The following is a 15,138-nucleotide window of genomic DNA, read 5'->3' as shown; positions in this document are numbered from 1 at the left end:
TACCTCTGCGTGATGGGTGAGGGAGTGTGTGGGGGCCTAGCCCGTCGTCGCGCCCTCCGCAGCGGAGCGCACGAGCTTCGAGTACTTGGCCAGCACGCCACGGGTATAGCGCGGGGGAAGCGGCTCCCAGCCGGAACGGCGGGAGGCGAGCTCTGCGTCGTCGACGAGTAGATCGAGAGTGCGAGCTGCGATATCGACCCGTATCAGATCACCATCGCGCACGAAGGCGATCGGACCAGCGTCCACCGCTTCGGGTGCTATGTGGCCGATGCACAGGCCGGTTGTGCCGCCTGAGAATCGTCCGTCCGTCAAGAGTAGTACATCTTTTCCGAGCCCTGCGCCCTTGATGGCGGCGGTGATCGCGAGCATCTCGCGCATGCCCGGTCCGCCCTTCGGGCCCTCGTAGCGGATGACGATGACGGTGCCGGGGTCGATCTCGCCGTTCGCGACGGCGTCCATGGCGGCGCGCTCGCGCTCGAAGACGCGCGCGGTGCCTTCGAAGACGGCCGCATCGAAGCCGGCGGTCTTCACGACGGCTCCCTCGGGCGCGAGCGAGCCGTGCAGCACGGTGATGCCGCCGCTCGCGTGGATGGGGTTGTCGAAGGTGTGGATGACCTTGCCGTCGATCGGCTCGGGGTCGAGGTCGCGGAGGTTCTCGGCGAGGGTTTTGCCGGTGACCGTGAGCGCATCGCCGTGCAGCAGGCCCTCGTCGAGCATCGCCTTCATGACGACCGGGATGCCGCCGTGACGGTCGACGTCGTTCATGACGTACTGGCCGAAGGGCTTCATGTCCGCCACGTGCGGCGTCTTGTCGCCGATGCGGTTGAAGTCGTGCAGGCTGAGGTCGACCTCCGCCTCGCGGGCGATGGCGAGCAGGTGCAGGACGGCGTTGGTGGAGCCACCGAGTGCCATGACGAGGGCGATGGCGTTCTCGAAGGCTTCCTTCGTGAGGATGTCCTTCGTGGTGATCCCCTGACGCAGGAGGTTCACGACAGCCTCGCCGGAGCGGTGCGCGTAGTAGTCTCGGCGCCGATCGGCCGCGGGCGGTGCGGCGGACCCGGGCAGGCTGAGGCCGAGGGCCTCACCGACGGAGGCCATCGTGTTCGCGGTGTACATGCCGCCGCAGGCGCCTTCGCCGGGGACGATCGCGCACTCGATGCGCTTGAGGTCGGCCTCGCTCATCTTCCCGGCACGGCACGCGCCGACCCCCTCGAAGGAGTCGATGATGGTGACGTCCTTCTCGGTGCCGTCGCTGAGCTTGACCCAGCCGGGCATGGTCGATCCCGCGTACAGGAAGACACTCGACAGGCCCAGGCGGGCGCTGGCCATCATCATGCCGGGGATGGACTTGTCGCAGCCGGCCAGAAGCACGGTGCCGTCGAGACGCTCTGCCATGATGACGGCCTCGACCGAGTCGGCGATGACCTCACGGCTCACGAGCGAGAAGTGCATGCCCTCGTGACCCATCGAGATGCCGTCCGAGACGGAGATGGTGCCGAACTGCAGCGGGTAGCCCCCACCCGAGTGCACGCCCTCCTTGGCGCCCTGAGCCAGCCGGTCGAGGCTGAGGTTGCAGGGGGTGATCTCGTTCCAGCTCGAGGCGATGCCGATCTGGGGCTTGTCCCAATCGTCATCGCCCATGCCGACGGCACGGAGCATGCCGCGGGAGGTGGTGGCTTCGATGCCGTCGGTGACCGCGCGGCTACGGGGCTTGATGTCGATGGTCTCGTCGGGAGAGGGCATTCTCGAAGTCTATTGCCGCGACGCAGTGCGCCGATGCGCGATGACCGACAGCACCTGGACCAATTCCCTGGTGTCCGCCACGCGCATCGACGCGGCGGTCTCCCCCGCGCCGACACGGATGCCGAGGTCTCCCGGAGCCAATGAGCGAAGCGCATCCTCGTCGGTCACGTCGTCGCCGGCGAAGACGACCGCCGTGGCGCCGACGAGCTCACGGAGATGGGCGACGGCGGCATCCTTACCTTCCGTCCGGAAGGAGTACTCGAGGAGGTCGTGACCCTCGCGGCGACGCCACTGCGGGGCCGCGTCCTGCACCAGGTCGTCGGCTGCCCGGAGGAGGGCGGCGGCGCGATCCCGGTCGGCCACACGACGCACATGCACCCCGAAGCCGAACGACTTGGGTTCGATCCACGCGCCGTCGGTGTCCGCGGCGAGGAGCTCGATGTCGCGGTGGAGGCGGTCGCGGAGCGCGATGAGCTGGGGATCGACCTCGTCAGGGGCACCGGCGCCCGGCATCCAATACTCGGCTCCATGAGATCCGGCGAGGAGCACGGCTGAGGTGTCGTCGTGCTCGGCGATCTCGCGGAGATCGTGGAGGGACCGCCCGGAGACGAACGCGACGGACGTGTCCGGTGTAGCCAGGAGAGCGTCGATCACGGAGCGCGCCTCCCCCGTCATCCGCGCCGTCATCGGTTCGTCGACGAGGGGCGCGAGGGTGCCGTCGAAATCGAGCGCGACGAGCAGGTGACCGGTCTCGACCACCTCGTCCAGCGTGCTCACGAGCGCGACCGCCGCGCCGAGTCGAGGTCGGTGAGGAATCGCTGCGACCACCGCGCGACATCGTTCTCACGGACGCGGCGGCGCAGGGCGCGCATGCGACGGTCCCGCTCCTTCTGGGGCATCTCGATGGCCTGCATGATGGCGTCCTTCAGCCCCGCGATGTCATGCGGGTTGACGCTGATCGCCTGGGTGAGTTCGTCCGCCGCGCCGGTGAACTCGCTCAGCACGAGCGCACCGCCTCCGTCGACCCGGCTGGCGACATACTCCTTGGCGACCAGGTTCATCCCGTCACGGAGCGCGGTGACGAGCATGACGTCGGCGGCGAGGTACAGCGCCACCATCTCCTCCCGGGGATACGAGTGGTGCAGGTACTGGATGGCGGTCGTCCCGAGCTCGTCGGCATCGCCGTTGATCCGCCCGACGGCGAGCTCGATCTCGTCGCGCAGCTGCATGTAGGTCTGCACCCGCTCGCGGCTGGGGCTCGCGACCTGCACCAGCGTCACATCGTGCACCGAGAGGCGGCCGTCGGTGAGCAGCTCACCGTAGGCCTTCAACCGGTGACCGATGCCCTTCGTGTAGTCGAGCCGGTCGACGCCGAGGAGGATCGCCTTCGGGTTGCCGAGGCTCTCGCGGATCTCGGCGGCGCGAGCCCGGATGTCGGGGCGCCGCGCGAGTTCCTCGTACACCGACGCGTCGATCGAGATGGGATACGCCTTGGCGATCGCGGTCCGGGTTCCCCCGTCTGCGGTGGGAACCGCGATGGAACCCGCCTTGGTGTCGTAGCCGAGCTGGCGACGCACGGCGCGGGCGAAGTTGCCCGCGTCCGCCACGCGCTGGAAGCCGATGACGTCCGCGCCGAGGAGCCCCTCGAGCACCTGCTTGCGCCAGGGCAGCTGGGCGTAGATGCCGTATGCCGGGAAGGGAATGTGGTGGAAGTACCCGATGGTGACGTCGGGTCGGAGCTCTCGGAGCATCTGCGGCACGAGCTGGAGCTGATAGTCGTGCACCCACACCGTGGCGTTGTCGGCAGCGACCTCGGATGCCGCTTCGGCGAAGCGTCGGTTCACCCGCACATACGCGTCCCACCAGGCGCGGTGGTACGTGGGGGCTGCGATCACGTCGTGGTAGAGCGGCCAGATCGTGTCGTTGGAGAAGCCTTCGTAGTAGAGCTGAACGTCGTCACGGCTGAGCGTGACAGGGACGAGCCGCAGCCCGTCGAAGTCGAACGGCTCGACCGTGACGTCGGGCTGACCAGGCCAACCGACCCATGCGCCGGCGTTCCGACGCATCACGGGGTCGACGGCGGTGACGAGGCCACCGGGAGATCGACGCCAGGGTTCCGTCTCATCGTCCGTGCGATCGACCGGAAGGCGGTTGGACACGACGACGAAGTCGGAGGCGACGGCCACGGTGCTCCTTTCGAAGGGGGGAACCCAGGCTAACAACCGATCCACCTCCCCCGGCGCCGCGCTAGCGTGGGGGGATGCGCAAGTACCTCTTCGGCACCGGACTTCTGTCCGCCCTCACGGGTGGTCTCACGCTCTTGCGCTCCGCGCGCAGCGAGGAGCCGTTCACGTGGCGGACGGCACTGGCCTGGCTGAGCTGGGGCATCACCCTCGCCCTCGCGATCGGCAGTGTGGTCGACACGCGACGTGCGTCGCGAGCGAAGCTCATTCCGCTCGATTCCCCCGTCGAGGGCGAGCAGACCAAGCTGCTGCGCCAGCGCCTCAAGCGCTGACGCAGCAGCATCCGCTCAGCCCTCTCAGAGGCTGAGGATCAGCGCCTCGCCCTGTCCGCCGCCGCCGCACAGCCCGACGGCGGTCGTGCCGGCGCCGCGACGAGCGAGCTCGTGGACGGCGTGGACGACAAGGCGTGCACCGGAGGCGCCGATCGGGTGACCGAGGGCGATGCCGCCGCCGTGGATGTTCACGACGTCCTCGCTGAGACCGAGTTCCTTCTGTGACTGCGCGACCACGGCGCCGAACGCCTCGTTGATCTCGACGAAGTCCAGGTCGGATGCCGAGATGCCCTGCCGCTGCAGGGCTTGCTCGATGGCCCGAGCGGGCTGCGCGTGCAGCGAGTTGTCGGGCCCGGCGACCTGGCCCGCTGCGCCGACGACGGCGAGGACCTGCCAGCCCTCCGCGTCGGCCTTCGCACGGGTCGTGAGGACGACCGCGCTCGCGCCGTCCGAAATCTGGGAGGCGTTGCCGGCCGTGATCGTACCGTCCTTCGTGAACGCGGGGCGCAGGCCCGCGAGGGACTCCTCCGTCGTGTCGGGGCGGATGCCCTCGTCGGCCGTGACCTGCACCGGGTCGCCCTTCCGCTGCGGCACCTCGACGGTGACGACCTCATCCGCGAAGACGCCGGCGTCGGTCGCCGCAGCGGCACGCTGGTGCGACAGCGCTGCGACGCGGTCCTGCTCGGTCCGGGTGAGGCCGAAGGAGCCGTTGAGGTTCTCGGTGGAGGTGCCCATCGGAATGCGGTCGTACGCATCGGTCAATCCGTCGAACGCCATGTGGTCGAGGACCTCGATCGAGCCGTAGGACCACCCGTCCCGCGAACCCATCATGAGGTGGGGGGCGCGCGTCATCGACTCCATACCGCCCGCCACGACGACAGTCGCGTCGCCCGAGGCGATCATGCGCTTCGCATCGATGATCGCGGTGAGTCCCGAGAGGCACACCTTGTTGACGGACCCGGCGGGGACGTTCCAGCCGATGCCGGCAGCGATGGCCGCCTGCCGGGCGGGGTTCTGCCCCGAGCCGGCTGGGAGTACCTGGCCCATGATGACCGCGTCGACCGCGCCTGCGGGAATGCCGCCCTTCTCGAGCGCTCCGGCGATGGCGAAGCCGCCCAGCTGCGGAGCGGAGAAGGCGGAGAGCGCACCCTTCAGGCGGCCCTGGGGCGTGCGGGCGGCGGCAACGATGACGACGTCGTCTGAGTTCATGATTACACCTTAAGAGCGGGAGAGATGGTCAGCTGTGGCTCGGTCGCGACGATGACCTCGTCGACCGTGACACCGGGCGCGGTCTCGACGAGGACGAGGCCCTCGGGGGTCACATCGATCACCGCGAGATCCGTGATGATGCGGTCGACGACGCCGCGGCCGGTGAGCGGCAGGGAGCAGGAGTCGACGAGCTTCGGCGAGCCGTCCTTGGCGACATGCTCCATCAGGACGATGACGCGGCCCGCACCGTGGACGAGGTCCATGGCGCCGCCGGGCCCCTTGACCATCTTCCCGGGGATCATCCAGTTGGCGAGGTCTCCGGTGGCGGAGACCTGCATCGCGCCGAGGATGGCGGCGTCGATCTTGCCGCCGCGGATCATGCCGAAGCTGAGGGCCGAGTCGAAGAACGCGGAGCCCGGGAGAGTCGTGACGGTCTCCTTGCCGGCGTTGATGAGGTCGGGGTCGACGGCGTCCTCGGTCGGATACGGGCCGACGCCGAGGATGCCGTTCTCGGACTGGAGCACCACCGTCACGCCCGCGGGGACGTGATTGGGGACGAGCGTCGGAAGGCCGATGCCGAGGTTGGCGTATGCGCCGTCCTCGAGCTCGGCGGCGGCACGGGCGGCCATCTCGGTGCGGGTGAGGGCCATGTCAGCGTCCTTCCGTGACGGTGCGGCGTTCGATGCGCTTCTCGATGTCGGTGCCGACCTCGACGACGCGGTGCACGAAGACGCCGGGCAGGTGGATCTGATCGGGATCGAGTTCGCCGGGGGCGACGAGCTCTTCGACCTGGGCGATGCAGACGCGGCCGGCCATCGCGGCGAGCGGGTTGAAGTTGCGGGCCGCCTTGTTGAAGACGAGGTTGCCGTGCGTGTCGCCGCGGAGGGCGTGCACGAGGGCGAAGTCGGTGACGATCGCCTCCTCGAGGACGTACTCGCGGGGCTCCCCCGCCGGGGCGAACGTACGGACGTCTTTGACCGGGGATGCCACGGCGATGCCACCCGCGCCGTCGTAGCGCCGCGGCAGCCCGCCCTCGGCGACCTGGGTGCCGACGCCGGTCTGCGTGTAGAACGCGGCGATGCCGGCGCCGCCGGCGCGGAGCTTCTCTGCGAGGGTCCCCTGCGGGGTGAGCTCGAGCTCGAGCTCACCGGAGAGGAACTGCCGCTCGAACTCCTTGTTCTCCCCGACGTACGAGGAGGTCATCTTGCGGATCCGCTTGGCGTTGAGGAGCACGCCGAGCCCCCAGTCGTCGACACCGCAGTTGTTCGACACGATCGACAGGTCGGTCGTCCCCTGCGCGAGCAGCGCCTCGATGAGCGCGATCGGGTTGCCGGAGAGGCCGAACCCGCCGACGGCCAGTGAGGCCCCGTCGGGGATGTCGGCGACGGCGTCGGCCGCCGAGGCGTACGTCTTGTCGATCACGTTGCACTCCTTCGTGTGTGTCTCCACCACAGCGTGGGTCGCGGGCCGCCGCCGCGGCAAGCCGGCGCTTGCGATGTGGACGGGCGGCAGCGTACTGTCCACGATGTGGACACCTCGACGACCGTGCCCGGAGCACAGGCGATCGCGCGCGCGGCATCCCTCCTCCGTCTCGTGAGCGCCGGCGGCGAACACGGCCGCGGCGTGCAGGAACTCGCGAGGGACGCCGGCCTGACGCGGACGACGGCGCACCGACTGCTCAGTGCGCTGCGCGCCGAAGGACTCGTCGATCAGGATGAGACCACTGCGCGGTGGCTGCCCGGTCCCGAGCTGTTCCTCATGGGAGCGTCGGCCGCACCCCGGTACGACATCACTCACCTCGCCCGCGACATCGTGCGCTCGCTCGCCGTCAAGACGGAGGAGAGCGCGTTCCTCTCGGTGCGGCGCGGCGACGAAACGGTGTGCCTGCTCCGCGAGGAGGGCTCGTTCCCGATCCGGTCGTTCGTGCTCAGCGAGGGGGTGCGGTTTCCGCTCGGCGTCGCCTCGGCGGGCCTCGTGATCCTCGCCTTCCTGCCCGAGGACGACGTCGAGAGCTATCTGGTCCGGCATCCCGGACTCAGCACGGCGTGGGGCGGTGCCCACGATGCGGACCCGTTGCGCGCCCGCATCGCGCAGACCCGCGACCGCGGCTACGCGGTGAACCCCGGGCTGATCGTCGAGGGGAGCTGGGGCATCGGCGCCGCCGTGTTCGACCACCGCGGCCGCCCGGAATGGGCGCTCAGTCTGACCGGCGTACAGTTCCGCTTCGGACCCGACCGCCTGCCCGCGCTCGGACGCACACTGCTCGCGCACGCGCACCAGCTCACGACGCGGATCGCCTCCGCGCGCGGTCCCGCCCGGCGCTAACCGGCCGCGTCACCGCAGGCCGAGCTCCTCGCGCACAGCACCCGCGACCGCCGCTCCCCCGGCATCCGACATCACGGCCGTGTAGTGGTTGAACGCCGCCCATTCCTCGTGGCGGACGTCGGGGTGCGCCGCGAGCACCTCCTGCCGATGGGCCGTCGGGTAGAGGCCGGGCGTCTCGTCGCGCAGTCCGCGCGGGACGGTCACGAACCGGGTCGGGTGTCGCAGACCCGCGACCGCGTCGGTGAACGCGCTCGATCCCCCGTTGAGGTCGACGGTGTCCTCGACCGTCGTCGCATAGCTCGTGGCCGGGCGGTAGCGGTCGCCATCCGCGACGAGGTCGTACGCGAAGTACCGCTCGAGCGTCTCGTCCCAGACGCCGGCGAAGGCCGGGTGCGGATGCCAGAACGCGAGGTAGTCGTCGACGTCAGCGAACCGCATCTGCAGTCGCTCGGCGGTGGGGCCGAGGATCGCTGCGACGAGCTGATCCGCCGAGAGCCCGGCAGGTGCGGCGAGCGGGAAGCCGCCGTCGATCAGCAGCAGCCGAGAGACCAGTTCGGGATGCCGGTGCGCGAACGTCACCGCGACGAACCCGCCCATCGAGTGGCCGACGACGAGCCCGGGTGTCACGTCGAGGCCGCGGATCACCGCGGCGAGGTCGTCCGCGTGCGAGGCCATGCCCGCCGGGCCGACCAGCGTGTTGCTCCGGCCCCGGCCGCGAAGATCGGGCGCGATGACCCGGACCTCCGGCAGGTGCCGCGCGGTGTGCTCCCACGCGAGATGCGAACTGGTCACGCCGTGAACGGCCAGGATCGTGGGCGCGGCGGGGCCCTCGGGACCCCACATCCCGACGTGCAGGTCGCCCCCGGCGACGGGGACCGCGACGCTCCGGTACGTGGAGCTCATCGGGCGGTCCATCCACCGTCCATCGTGTAGCTCGCGCCGGTGACCATGCCCGCGGCATCCGATGCCAGCCACCCGACGAGGGATGCGACCTCCTCGGGCTCGACGAGCCGCTTGATCGCAGTCTCGGTGAGCATGACCTTCTCGACCACCTCGGACTCCCCGATGCCGTGCATCGCGGCCTGGTCGGCGATCTGCTTCTCCACGAGCGGGGTCCGGACATACGCGGGGTTGACGCAGTTGCTCGTCACCCCGTGGGGTCCGCCCTCGAGGGCGGTCACCTTCGACAGGCCCTCCATCGCGTGCTTGGCCGACACGTAGGCCGACTTGAACGCGCTGGCGCGCAGGCCGTGCACGCTCGACACATTGATGATCCGCCCCCAGCCCTTCGCATACATGCCGGGGAGGACGGCGCGAGTCAGCAGGAACGGGGATTCCACCATGAGGCGATGGATGAGCCGGAACGTCGCGGGGTCGTACTCCTCGATCGCACCGACCTTCTGGATGCCGGCGTTGTTGACGAGGATGTCGACCTCGAGGTCGAGGCTCTCCTGCGCAGCCGTGTCGCTGAGGTCGACGACCCACGCCGTCCCGCCGACGCGGGCCGCGGCGGCCTCTGCGGCCTCCGCGTTCAGATCCGCCACGGTGACGTGCGCCCCCCGACGCGCGAACTCCTCGGCGCAGGCGAGACCGATGCCGCTGGCACCGCCGGTGACGAGGGCGCGCCGGCCCTTGAGGTCGCGAACGGTCATGACTGTCCTTCCGGGGTGGTGCGGGGAGCGAGCGCGTTGCGGATGAAGCGCGCCATGTCATCGATGACGGATGCCGGCATCTCGGCGGGGGCGGACCCGTCGGCGCCGCGGTCCCACAGCAGGTAACGCATGCCGATGAGCTCACCCGCACCCATCAGCGCCCACGCGGTGACCTCGGGGTCGAGGGCGGTGTCGACGTCGCCGGCCTGCTGTGCCGCTCGCAGGCCCGCTTCATACCCCTCGACGATGCGGGTGTAGTGCAGGCGCATCGTCGCGGGCGAGACGAACTCCGCCTCGCGGACCACCCGATACAGCGCGGGATGCGCCGCGGTGAAGCGGAAGAAGCCCTCGAACCCGGCGCGCTCGGCACTGATGCGGTCGGTGGCGCCCGCCATCGCGTCGCTCATCGAGCGTCGCACGCGACGGTTGAGGTCGACGACGAGCTCTTCGAACACCTGCTGCTTGCCGTCGAAGTACAGGTAGAAGGTGCCGAGTCCGATACCGGCGCGCTCGGTGATCTTCACGATCGATGCCTCGTGGTAGCCGAGATCGGCGAACACGTGCTCGGCGGCTTCGAGGATGCGGGCCCGGGTCGCCTCGCCGCGCGAGGTGAGGGGCTTTCCGGAGGCGGAGGTGGGTCGCGGCTCGGTGTGCGGGTCAGCGACGCTCATGGGCGTCCTCCTCGGTGATCGCGCGCGCTCGGGCGCGGAGGGTGGAGCGGGCGACTTTGTGGATCGTGGTGCGCGGCAAGTCGTCGACGAAGACGACCCGCGAGGGGAGCTTGAACACGGCGAGGTGCTGACGCGCGTGGGCGAGGAGTTCGTCGGCGCTCAGGGGCGCGGCATCCGCTCGGACGACGAACGCGACGCCCCGCTCGCCCCACACCGGGTCGGGCGCCCCGACCACGGCGACCTCGGCGACGGCCGGGTGCGCGGCGAGGACCCGTTCGACCTCGGCGGGGGCGACGTTCTCCCCGCCGGTGATGAAGATCTCCTTCAGCCGGTCGACGATGCGGTGCACGCCCGCGCCGTCGCGCTGGACAAGGTCGCCGGTGCGAAGCCAGCCGGCCGACATGGTGCGCGCCGTCGCATCAGGGTCGTCGAGGTAGCCGGCGAACACGCCCGGGCCTCGCACCCACAGCTCGCCCGTCGCTTCACCTTCGAGCGGCAATCCGCTCGCGGGGTCGACGACGGCGGTCTCGACGTGCGGGTACGGACGCCCCACAGCGTCCGGATGCGCGGCGGCCTCCGCCGCCGGCAGGTGCAGCACGTTGGGCCCGGCCTCGGTGAGCCCGTATCCCTGAATGAGCGGGATGCCGCGCGCCGCCCATACCCGGGACAGCTCGGCTCCGATCGTGGCGCCTCCCACCAGCGGGGCGTGGAGTGAATCGAGGCGGGATGCCGCGAACGCGGGGTCCTCGGCGAGCATGCGGTACTGCGTGGGGACGCCCATCATCGCCGTGACGCGTCGCTCGGCGATGAGCTGGAGGACGCGACCGGGCGAGAAGGTGCGCTCGAGGACCACGGTCGCCCCCACCCACCAGGCGAGCAGCGGCTGCACGTTCCACCCCGCGACGTGGAACTGGGGCAGCACCGACAGGACGGTGTCCTCCGCCGTCAGCTGGAGAGCGCCGGCGAGGGACAGGTTCGTCCAGAAGCAGTTCGCGTGGGTGAGCACGACGCCCTTGGGCGCCGCCTCGCTGCCCGACGTGTAGATGACCAGGAGCGGGTCGTCGTCGCGGACGGGACGCGTCGGCGTCGCTGTCCCGCACCGCTGCGGGACGCACGCCTCGACCCCGACGGTGCCCAGCTGCGCGGCGGGCGCGGCGACCCCCGACCGGAGGACGGCGTCCCGGGCGAGGGCCGAGTACTCGTCGTCCACGAGAATCAGCGCGGGCGCGGTGCGCTCGAGAAGCGCCGCGAGCTCCCCCGCCGTCAGCCGCCACGACAGCGGCACGAACACGAGCCCCGTGCGGGCGCAGGCGAAGAAGGCGACGACATGGTCGATCGAGTTGCCCGAGACTGTCACGACGCGGTCGCCGGGCCCGTAGCCGGCGGCGGTGAGGCGTGCGGCCAGCGCGGCGGCGCGCTGATCGAGGGCGCTGTAGGTGATCGTGACCCCGCGGTCGTCGATCGCGATGCGCTCCCCCGCCACCGCGGCGCGTTCGGGCAGCCAGCGCCCGAGGGTGTGCGGTTCGTCGCGGACGTTCACGCCGTCACCTCGGTTTTCGGCGCGTCGGCGTCGTCCATCCGGGCGAGCTGGGATCGCGTGCGCTCGCCGCGGCGGCGCCGGATGACCGTGTCGACCGTCCCGGCGATGCCGCCGGGGAGGAAGAGGACCACCAGGATGAACAGGACGCCGAGGATGAACAGCGGCTCCGAGAGCGGCACGTGGAGCACCGCCGGCAGGTCCTGGATCCACTCGGAACGCGCGAGGACCGTGAGGCGCTGGTCGAGGATCGTGTAGAGCACGCCTCCCACGATGGCACCCCAGCGGAAGCCGACGCCGCCGAGCACGACCATGACGAGAACGGTGATGGTCAGGTCCGCCCCGACGGCGCTCGGCTGGGTGCCGGACTGGAGGAGCATGTAGGCGACGCCGGCGAGCGACGCGCAGCCGGCGGCGACGACGAAGACGACGAGCTTCGCGAGGTAGGGGCTGAGGCCCAGCACCTGCACGCGGAGTTCGTTCTCACGGGTCGCCTGTGCGAGGTGGCCGAGACGCGACCGGTCGACCCAGAGCACGACGAGGTAGACGATGACCAGCACGGCGAGGGTGAACCAGTACAGGTTCCGCGTGTTGATGACCCCGACGAGCCACTCCGGGACCTGCGCCACCGGCAGGCGGAGCCCTTCCTCCCCGCCGGTCACCTGCTGGTTGCGGCGGACGAGCACCGAGCCCGCCTGCGCGAAGGCGAGGGTCACCATCGCGAACGGGATGCCGCTGACGCGCATGGCGACGCCACCGGTGAGCACGGCGATGAGAAGTCCGCCGATGAGGGCGATCAGGATGCCGGGCCACATCGGCACGCCGAGCAGCTGCAACGCGATGCCGAGGCCATAGGAACCGGCGCCGAAGTACAGCGCGTGGCCGAACGACAGCATCCCGGCGGTGCCCAGGAGCAGGTTGTACGACAGGGCGAGCGCCGCGAAGACGAGGCAGAGCGACAGCAATGCGAGGCTGCCCGGGGTGTACGTCGCGCCCGGGAGGATGCCGGGGAGGGACAGGTTCAGCAGGGGCAGCACCGCCATGACGATGACGAGCACGCCTCCGACGAGGAACGGGGCGACGGCGCCGAAGCGTCCGCGGACGAGCGTGGGGACTCCCGTGGTGGTGGTCATGCTTTCCTCCCGAGCAGGCCGCGAGGGCGGACCAGCAGGACGACGGCGAGCAGGGCGACGACGATGAAGTCGCCGGTGCCCTCGAGGTAGAAGTTCGCGAACTGCTGCAGCACCGCGACGATGACCGACGCGATCGCCGCTCCCGTGAGCGAGCCCAAGCCGCCGATCACGGTGACGATGAACGCGAAGATCAGGAGCGTCGCGCCGAGGTGAGCCGAGACGAAGGTGAAGTAGTGCATGGCGAGGACACCGCCGATGCCTGCTGCGGCGCCGCCGATCGCGAAGACCAGGGTGAACGAGCGGCGCACGTCGATGCCGAGCGCCGTGACCATCGAGCGGTTCTCGACGCCGGCGCGGATGATCATGCCGTAGCGCGTCTTCTGCAGGAACAGCACGAGCGCGAGCAGCACGATCGCCGCGGCGACCATGAGCACCCAGTAGGTGTTGGGGATGCGCGCACCGAGGACTTCGGTGGTGGCGCGGAGCCACGTCGGTCCGGAGATGTTGATCGGGTCGGTGCCCCAGATGCCTTCGAACAAAGCGACTGCTGCGAAGGAGAGGCCGACGGTGATGAGGACCTGCTCGATGTGTCGCTCGTAGAGCGGACGGATGAGGACGAGCTCGGTGAGCGTCGCGAAGACGGCGCCGACGGCGGCGCCGACGAGGATCGAGACGAGGAAGGAGCCCCACGAGGCGGTGCCGAGAGCCTGCGCGACCTGCCAGCCGATGAAGGCGCTGAGGGTCAGGAAGGCGCCGTGCGCGAAGTTGAGGACGTGCATGAGTCCGTAGATGAGGCTGAGCCCCGAGGCGACGAGGAAGTACAGCGCGCCGAGTCCGACGCCCGTGATGAGGATGAGGACGAGGCTGCTCATGCCGCCACCTCCCCGCTGACGCCGAGGAGGCGCGTGGTGAGCGCTTTGTCGTCGAGGATCGAGGCAGCCGTGCCGGTGTGCACGACGTGGCCGCCGGCGATCACGACGGCATCGTCGGCGAGGCGCCGGACGACCTCGAGGTTCTGCTCCACGAGGAGAATCGGAACGATCTTCGCGGCCTCCTGCAGCGCCTCGGCGACCTCGCTGACGATCTTCGGAGCGAGTCCCTTCGTGGGTTCGTCCACCAGCAGGATCTGGTTGTCGTTGAGGAGTGCGCGGGCCACGGACACCATCTGCTGCTGTCCGCCGGAGAGGGTGCCGGCCATCTGGCCGCGGCGCGCGACCAGGTCGGGGAAGAGCTCGGCGACGAAGTCGCGGCGCGGGTTCTTCGTCCGCTCGGCGAGGGTGAGGTTCTCGGCGACCGTGAGCTTCGCGAACACCTCGCGGTCCTCCGGGACGTATCCGACACCGCGCTGGACGATGCGGTGGGTGGGCAGTCCGTCGATCCGCTCGCCCGCGAGCGTCACGACGCCGCGACGCGAGATGAGACCGAGGATGCCGCGGAGCGTCGAGGTCTTGCCGACGCCGTTGCGGCCGAGGACGGCGGTGATGCCGCGCGAGGGGACCGAGAACGAGACGTCCTGCACGACCTGCTGGCCTGCGATCGACGCGGACAGGTGCTCGACGGTGAGAATGGGGTCGGCGCTCATGCGGCGGTCCCGAGATAGGCGCTCTGCACGGTGGGGTTCTCCATGATCCGCTGCGGGGTGTCGTAGGCGATGATCGAGCCCGAGTACATGACGGCGACGCGGTCGACCAGGCCCATCAGGACGTCGATGTGGTGTTCGACCATGAGGACGGTCGCCCCCGTCTCGCGCTGCATCGTGCGGATCGTGTCGACCAGGCCCGGGACGTCCCCCGAGCCCACGCCCGCCATCGGCTCGTCGAGGAGCACGATCGAGGCGTCGGTGGCGAGGAGCATCGCGATCTCGAGCTTGCGCTTGTCGCCGTGCGAGATGTCGCCGGCCGGGGTGTCGACCTTGTGGCCGAGCCCCACCAGGGCGAGCTTGTCGAGGGCGACCGCGGTCGCAGCATCCGCTCGACGAGGGAAGCGCAGGAGCGAGTAGCTGCCGCCGAGGGCGGCCTGCGCTGCCAGGCGCACGTTCTCCAGCACGCTCAGCCGCGGGAAGAGACTCGAGGTCTGGAAGGTGCGCCCCAGTCCCGCCCGCGCCCGCTGGGGCACGGACAGGCGGGTGATGTCCTGACCGTCCATCAGGACGCGTCCGGCGGTGGGCCGGGCGATCCCCGACAGGACGTTGAACAGCGTCGTCTTGCCGGCACCGTTGGGTCCGATGACGCCGACGAGACTGCCGGCGGCGATGTCGAGGTCGACGTCCTTCAGGATGGTCGCGCCGCCGATCTGCAGGCCGAGGCCTTCGACGCGGAGCGCGGACGGGACAGGGGCGTTCATGATGCTCCTC

The 15,138-nt window shown here is 70.2% G+C and carries 16 protein-coding genes; 2 read left to right on the top strand and 14 right to left on the bottom strand.

The features are described 5' to 3' along the window. Positions 1–36 precede the first annotated feature (36 nt). Genes ilvD through ACHFGS_RS00175 form a run of 3 tightly spaced genes read right to left on the bottom strand, consistent with a single transcriptional unit; the run spans position 37 to position 3,929 of the window. Entirely contained in the window at positions 37–1,743 is a 1,707-nt protein-coding gene (gene ilvD / locus ACHFGS_RS00185) for a dihydroxy-acid dehydratase (protein WP_394279934.1), read from the bottom strand. A gap of 9 nt (positions 1,744–1,752) precedes the next feature. Next, positions 1,753–2,520, bottom strand: a complete 768-nt coding sequence (otsB, locus tag ACHFGS_RS00180; RefSeq protein ID WP_394279935.1) for a trehalose-phosphatase — start codon at positions 2,518–2,520, stop codon at positions 1,753–1,755. Next, positions 2,517–3,929 (bottom strand): trehalose-6-phosphate synthase, encoded by a 1,413-nt coding sequence (locus ACHFGS_RS00175; RefSeq protein ID WP_394279936.1) that lies wholly within the window; start codon positions 3,927–3,929, stop codon positions 2,517–2,519. The genes otsB and ACHFGS_RS00175 overlap by 4 nt, the downstream gene beginning before the upstream one ends. A gap of 74 nt (positions 3,930–4,003) precedes the next feature. Here ACHFGS_RS00175 and ACHFGS_RS00170 point away from each other — a divergent pair, with 74 nt between their 5' ends. Further along, the gene (locus ACHFGS_RS00170) at positions 4,004–4,258 is read left to right on the top strand and encodes a hypothetical protein (RefSeq protein ID WP_394279937.1); all 255 of its coding nucleotides are present in this window, start codon (positions 4,004–4,006) and stop codon (positions 4,256–4,258) included. A gap of 24 nt (positions 4,259–4,282) precedes the next feature. Here ACHFGS_RS00170 and ACHFGS_RS00165 read toward each other — a convergent pair whose 3' ends face one another. Genes ACHFGS_RS00165 through ACHFGS_RS00155 form a run of 3 tightly spaced genes read right to left on the bottom strand, consistent with a single transcriptional unit; the run spans position 4,283 to position 6,889 of the window. Then, on the bottom strand, positions 4,283–5,467 hold the full coding sequence (locus ACHFGS_RS00165) for an acetyl-CoA C-acetyltransferase (protein ID WP_394279938.1): 1,185 nt from the start codon (positions 5,465–5,467) through the stop codon (positions 4,283–4,285). 2 nt (positions 5,468–5,469) lie between these two features. Further along, entirely contained in the window at positions 5,470–6,117 is a 648-nt protein-coding gene (locus tag ACHFGS_RS00160) for a 3-oxoacid CoA-transferase subunit B (RefSeq protein ID WP_394279939.1), read from the bottom strand. A 1-nt stretch (position 6,118) separates the two neighbouring features. Then, a complete protein-coding gene (locus ACHFGS_RS00155) occupies positions 6,119–6,889 on the bottom strand; it encodes a CoA transferase subunit A (RefSeq protein WP_394279940.1) in 771 nt (256 codons plus the stop codon). Between the two features lie 105 nt (positions 6,890–6,994). Between ACHFGS_RS00155 and ACHFGS_RS00150 the strand changes: the two genes are divergently transcribed. Further along, entirely contained in the window at positions 6,995–7,792 is a 798-nt protein-coding gene (locus tag ACHFGS_RS00150; protein WP_394279941.1) for an IclR family transcriptional regulator, read from the top strand. A 9-nt stretch (positions 7,793–7,801) separates the two neighbouring features. On the opposite strand, the gene ACHFGS_RS00145 is transcribed toward ACHFGS_RS00150, so the two are convergent. Genes ACHFGS_RS00145 through ACHFGS_RS00110 form a run of 8 tightly spaced genes read right to left on the bottom strand, consistent with a single transcriptional unit; the run spans position 7,802 to position 15,128 of the window. Next, positions 7,802–8,695 (bottom strand): alpha/beta fold hydrolase, encoded by an 894-nt coding sequence (locus ACHFGS_RS00145; RefSeq protein WP_394279942.1) that lies wholly within the window; start codon positions 8,693–8,695, stop codon positions 7,802–7,804. Next, the gene (locus ACHFGS_RS00140) at positions 8,692–9,444 is read right to left on the bottom strand and encodes a 3-hydroxybutyrate dehydrogenase (protein ID WP_394279943.1); all 753 of its coding nucleotides are present in this window, start codon (positions 9,442–9,444) and stop codon (positions 8,692–8,694) included. The genes ACHFGS_RS00145 and ACHFGS_RS00140 overlap by 4 nt, the downstream gene beginning before the upstream one ends. Further along, positions 9,441–10,115, bottom strand: a complete 675-nt coding sequence (locus ACHFGS_RS00135; protein ID WP_394279944.1) for a TetR/AcrR family transcriptional regulator — start codon at positions 10,113–10,115, stop codon at positions 9,441–9,443. The genes ACHFGS_RS00140 and ACHFGS_RS00135 overlap by 4 nt, the downstream gene beginning before the upstream one ends. Then, the gene (locus tag ACHFGS_RS00130) at positions 10,102–11,655 is read right to left on the bottom strand and encodes a class I adenylate-forming enzyme family protein (RefSeq protein ID WP_394279945.1); all 1,554 of its coding nucleotides are present in this window, start codon (positions 11,653–11,655) and stop codon (positions 10,102–10,104) included. The genes ACHFGS_RS00135 and ACHFGS_RS00130 overlap by 14 nt, the downstream gene beginning before the upstream one ends. After that, entirely contained in the window at positions 11,652–12,785 is a 1,134-nt protein-coding gene (locus ACHFGS_RS00125; protein WP_394279946.1) for a branched-chain amino acid ABC transporter permease, read from the bottom strand. Before ACHFGS_RS00125 ends, ACHFGS_RS00130 begins: the two co-directional genes overlap by 4 nt. Then, positions 12,782–13,657 (bottom strand): branched-chain amino acid ABC transporter permease, encoded by an 876-nt coding sequence (locus tag ACHFGS_RS00120; RefSeq protein WP_394279947.1) that lies wholly within the window; start codon positions 13,655–13,657, stop codon positions 12,782–12,784. Before ACHFGS_RS00120 ends, ACHFGS_RS00125 begins: the two co-directional genes overlap by 4 nt. Then, positions 13,654–14,367 (bottom strand): ABC transporter ATP-binding protein, encoded by a 714-nt coding sequence (locus ACHFGS_RS00115; protein WP_394279948.1) that lies wholly within the window; start codon positions 14,365–14,367, stop codon positions 13,654–13,656. The genes ACHFGS_RS00120 and ACHFGS_RS00115 overlap by 4 nt, the downstream gene beginning before the upstream one ends. Next, positions 14,364–15,128 carry an ABC transporter ATP-binding protein gene (locus ACHFGS_RS00110; protein WP_394279949.1) on the bottom strand — a complete coding sequence of 255 codons (765 nt, stop codon included), beginning with the start codon at positions 15,126–15,128 and terminating at the stop codon, positions 14,364–14,366. Before ACHFGS_RS00110 ends, ACHFGS_RS00115 begins: the two co-directional genes overlap by 4 nt. Between the last annotated feature and the right edge of the window lie 10 nt (positions 15,129–15,138).

It is taken from the genome of Microbacterium sp. (assembly GCF_043427715.1).
Classification (GTDB): domain Bacteria; phylum Actinomycetota; class Actinomycetes; order Actinomycetales; family Microbacteriaceae; genus Microbacterium.
Note: the sequence above shows the minus strand (reverse complement) of the source record. Positions and strands in the feature narration are given on the sequence as shown.

What these genes read in the sequence shown, in the direction of transcription:
- ilvD (WP_394279934.1), bottom strand. Translation starts at nt 1,743, where the DNA reads ATGCCCTCTCCCGACGAGACCATCGACATCAAGCCCCGTAGCCGCGCG.
- ACHFGS_RS00170 (WP_394279937.1), top strand. Translation starts at nt 4,004, where the DNA reads ATGCGCAAGTACCTCTTCGGCACCGGACTTCTGTCCGCCCTCACGGGT.
- ACHFGS_RS00165 (WP_394279938.1), bottom strand. Translation starts at nt 5,467, where the DNA reads ATGAACTCAGACGACGTCGTCATCGTTGCCGCCGCCCGCACGCCCCAG.
- ACHFGS_RS00160 (WP_394279939.1), bottom strand. Translation starts at nt 6,117, where the DNA reads ATGGCCCTCACCCGCACCGAGATGGCCGCCCGTGCCGCCGCCGAGCTC.
- ACHFGS_RS00145 (WP_394279942.1), bottom strand. Translation starts at nt 8,695, where the DNA reads ATGAGCTCCACGTACCGGAGCGTCGCGGTCCCCGTCGCCGGGGGCGAC.
- ACHFGS_RS00140 (WP_394279943.1), bottom strand. Translation starts at nt 9,444, where the DNA reads ATGACCGTTCGCGACCTCAAGGGCCGGCGCGCCCTCGTCACCGGCGGT.
- ACHFGS_RS00135 (WP_394279944.1), bottom strand. Translation starts at nt 10,115, where the DNA reads ATGAGCGTCGCTGACCCGCACACCGAGCCGCGACCCACCTCCGCCTCC.
- ACHFGS_RS00125 (WP_394279946.1), bottom strand. Translation starts at nt 12,785, where the DNA reads ATGACCACCACCACGGGAGTCCCCACGCTCGTCCGCGGACGCTTCGGC.
- ACHFGS_RS00120 (WP_394279947.1), bottom strand. Translation starts at nt 13,657, where the DNA reads ATGAGCAGCCTCGTCCTCATCCTCATCACGGGCGTCGGACTCGGCGCG.
- ACHFGS_RS00115 (WP_394279948.1), bottom strand. Translation starts at nt 14,367, where the DNA reads ATGAGCGCCGACCCCATTCTCACCGTCGAGCACCTGTCCGCGTCGATC.
- ACHFGS_RS00110 (WP_394279949.1), bottom strand. Translation starts at nt 15,128, where the DNA reads ATGAACGCCCCTGTCCCGTCCGCGCTCCGCGTCGAAGGCCTCGGCCTG.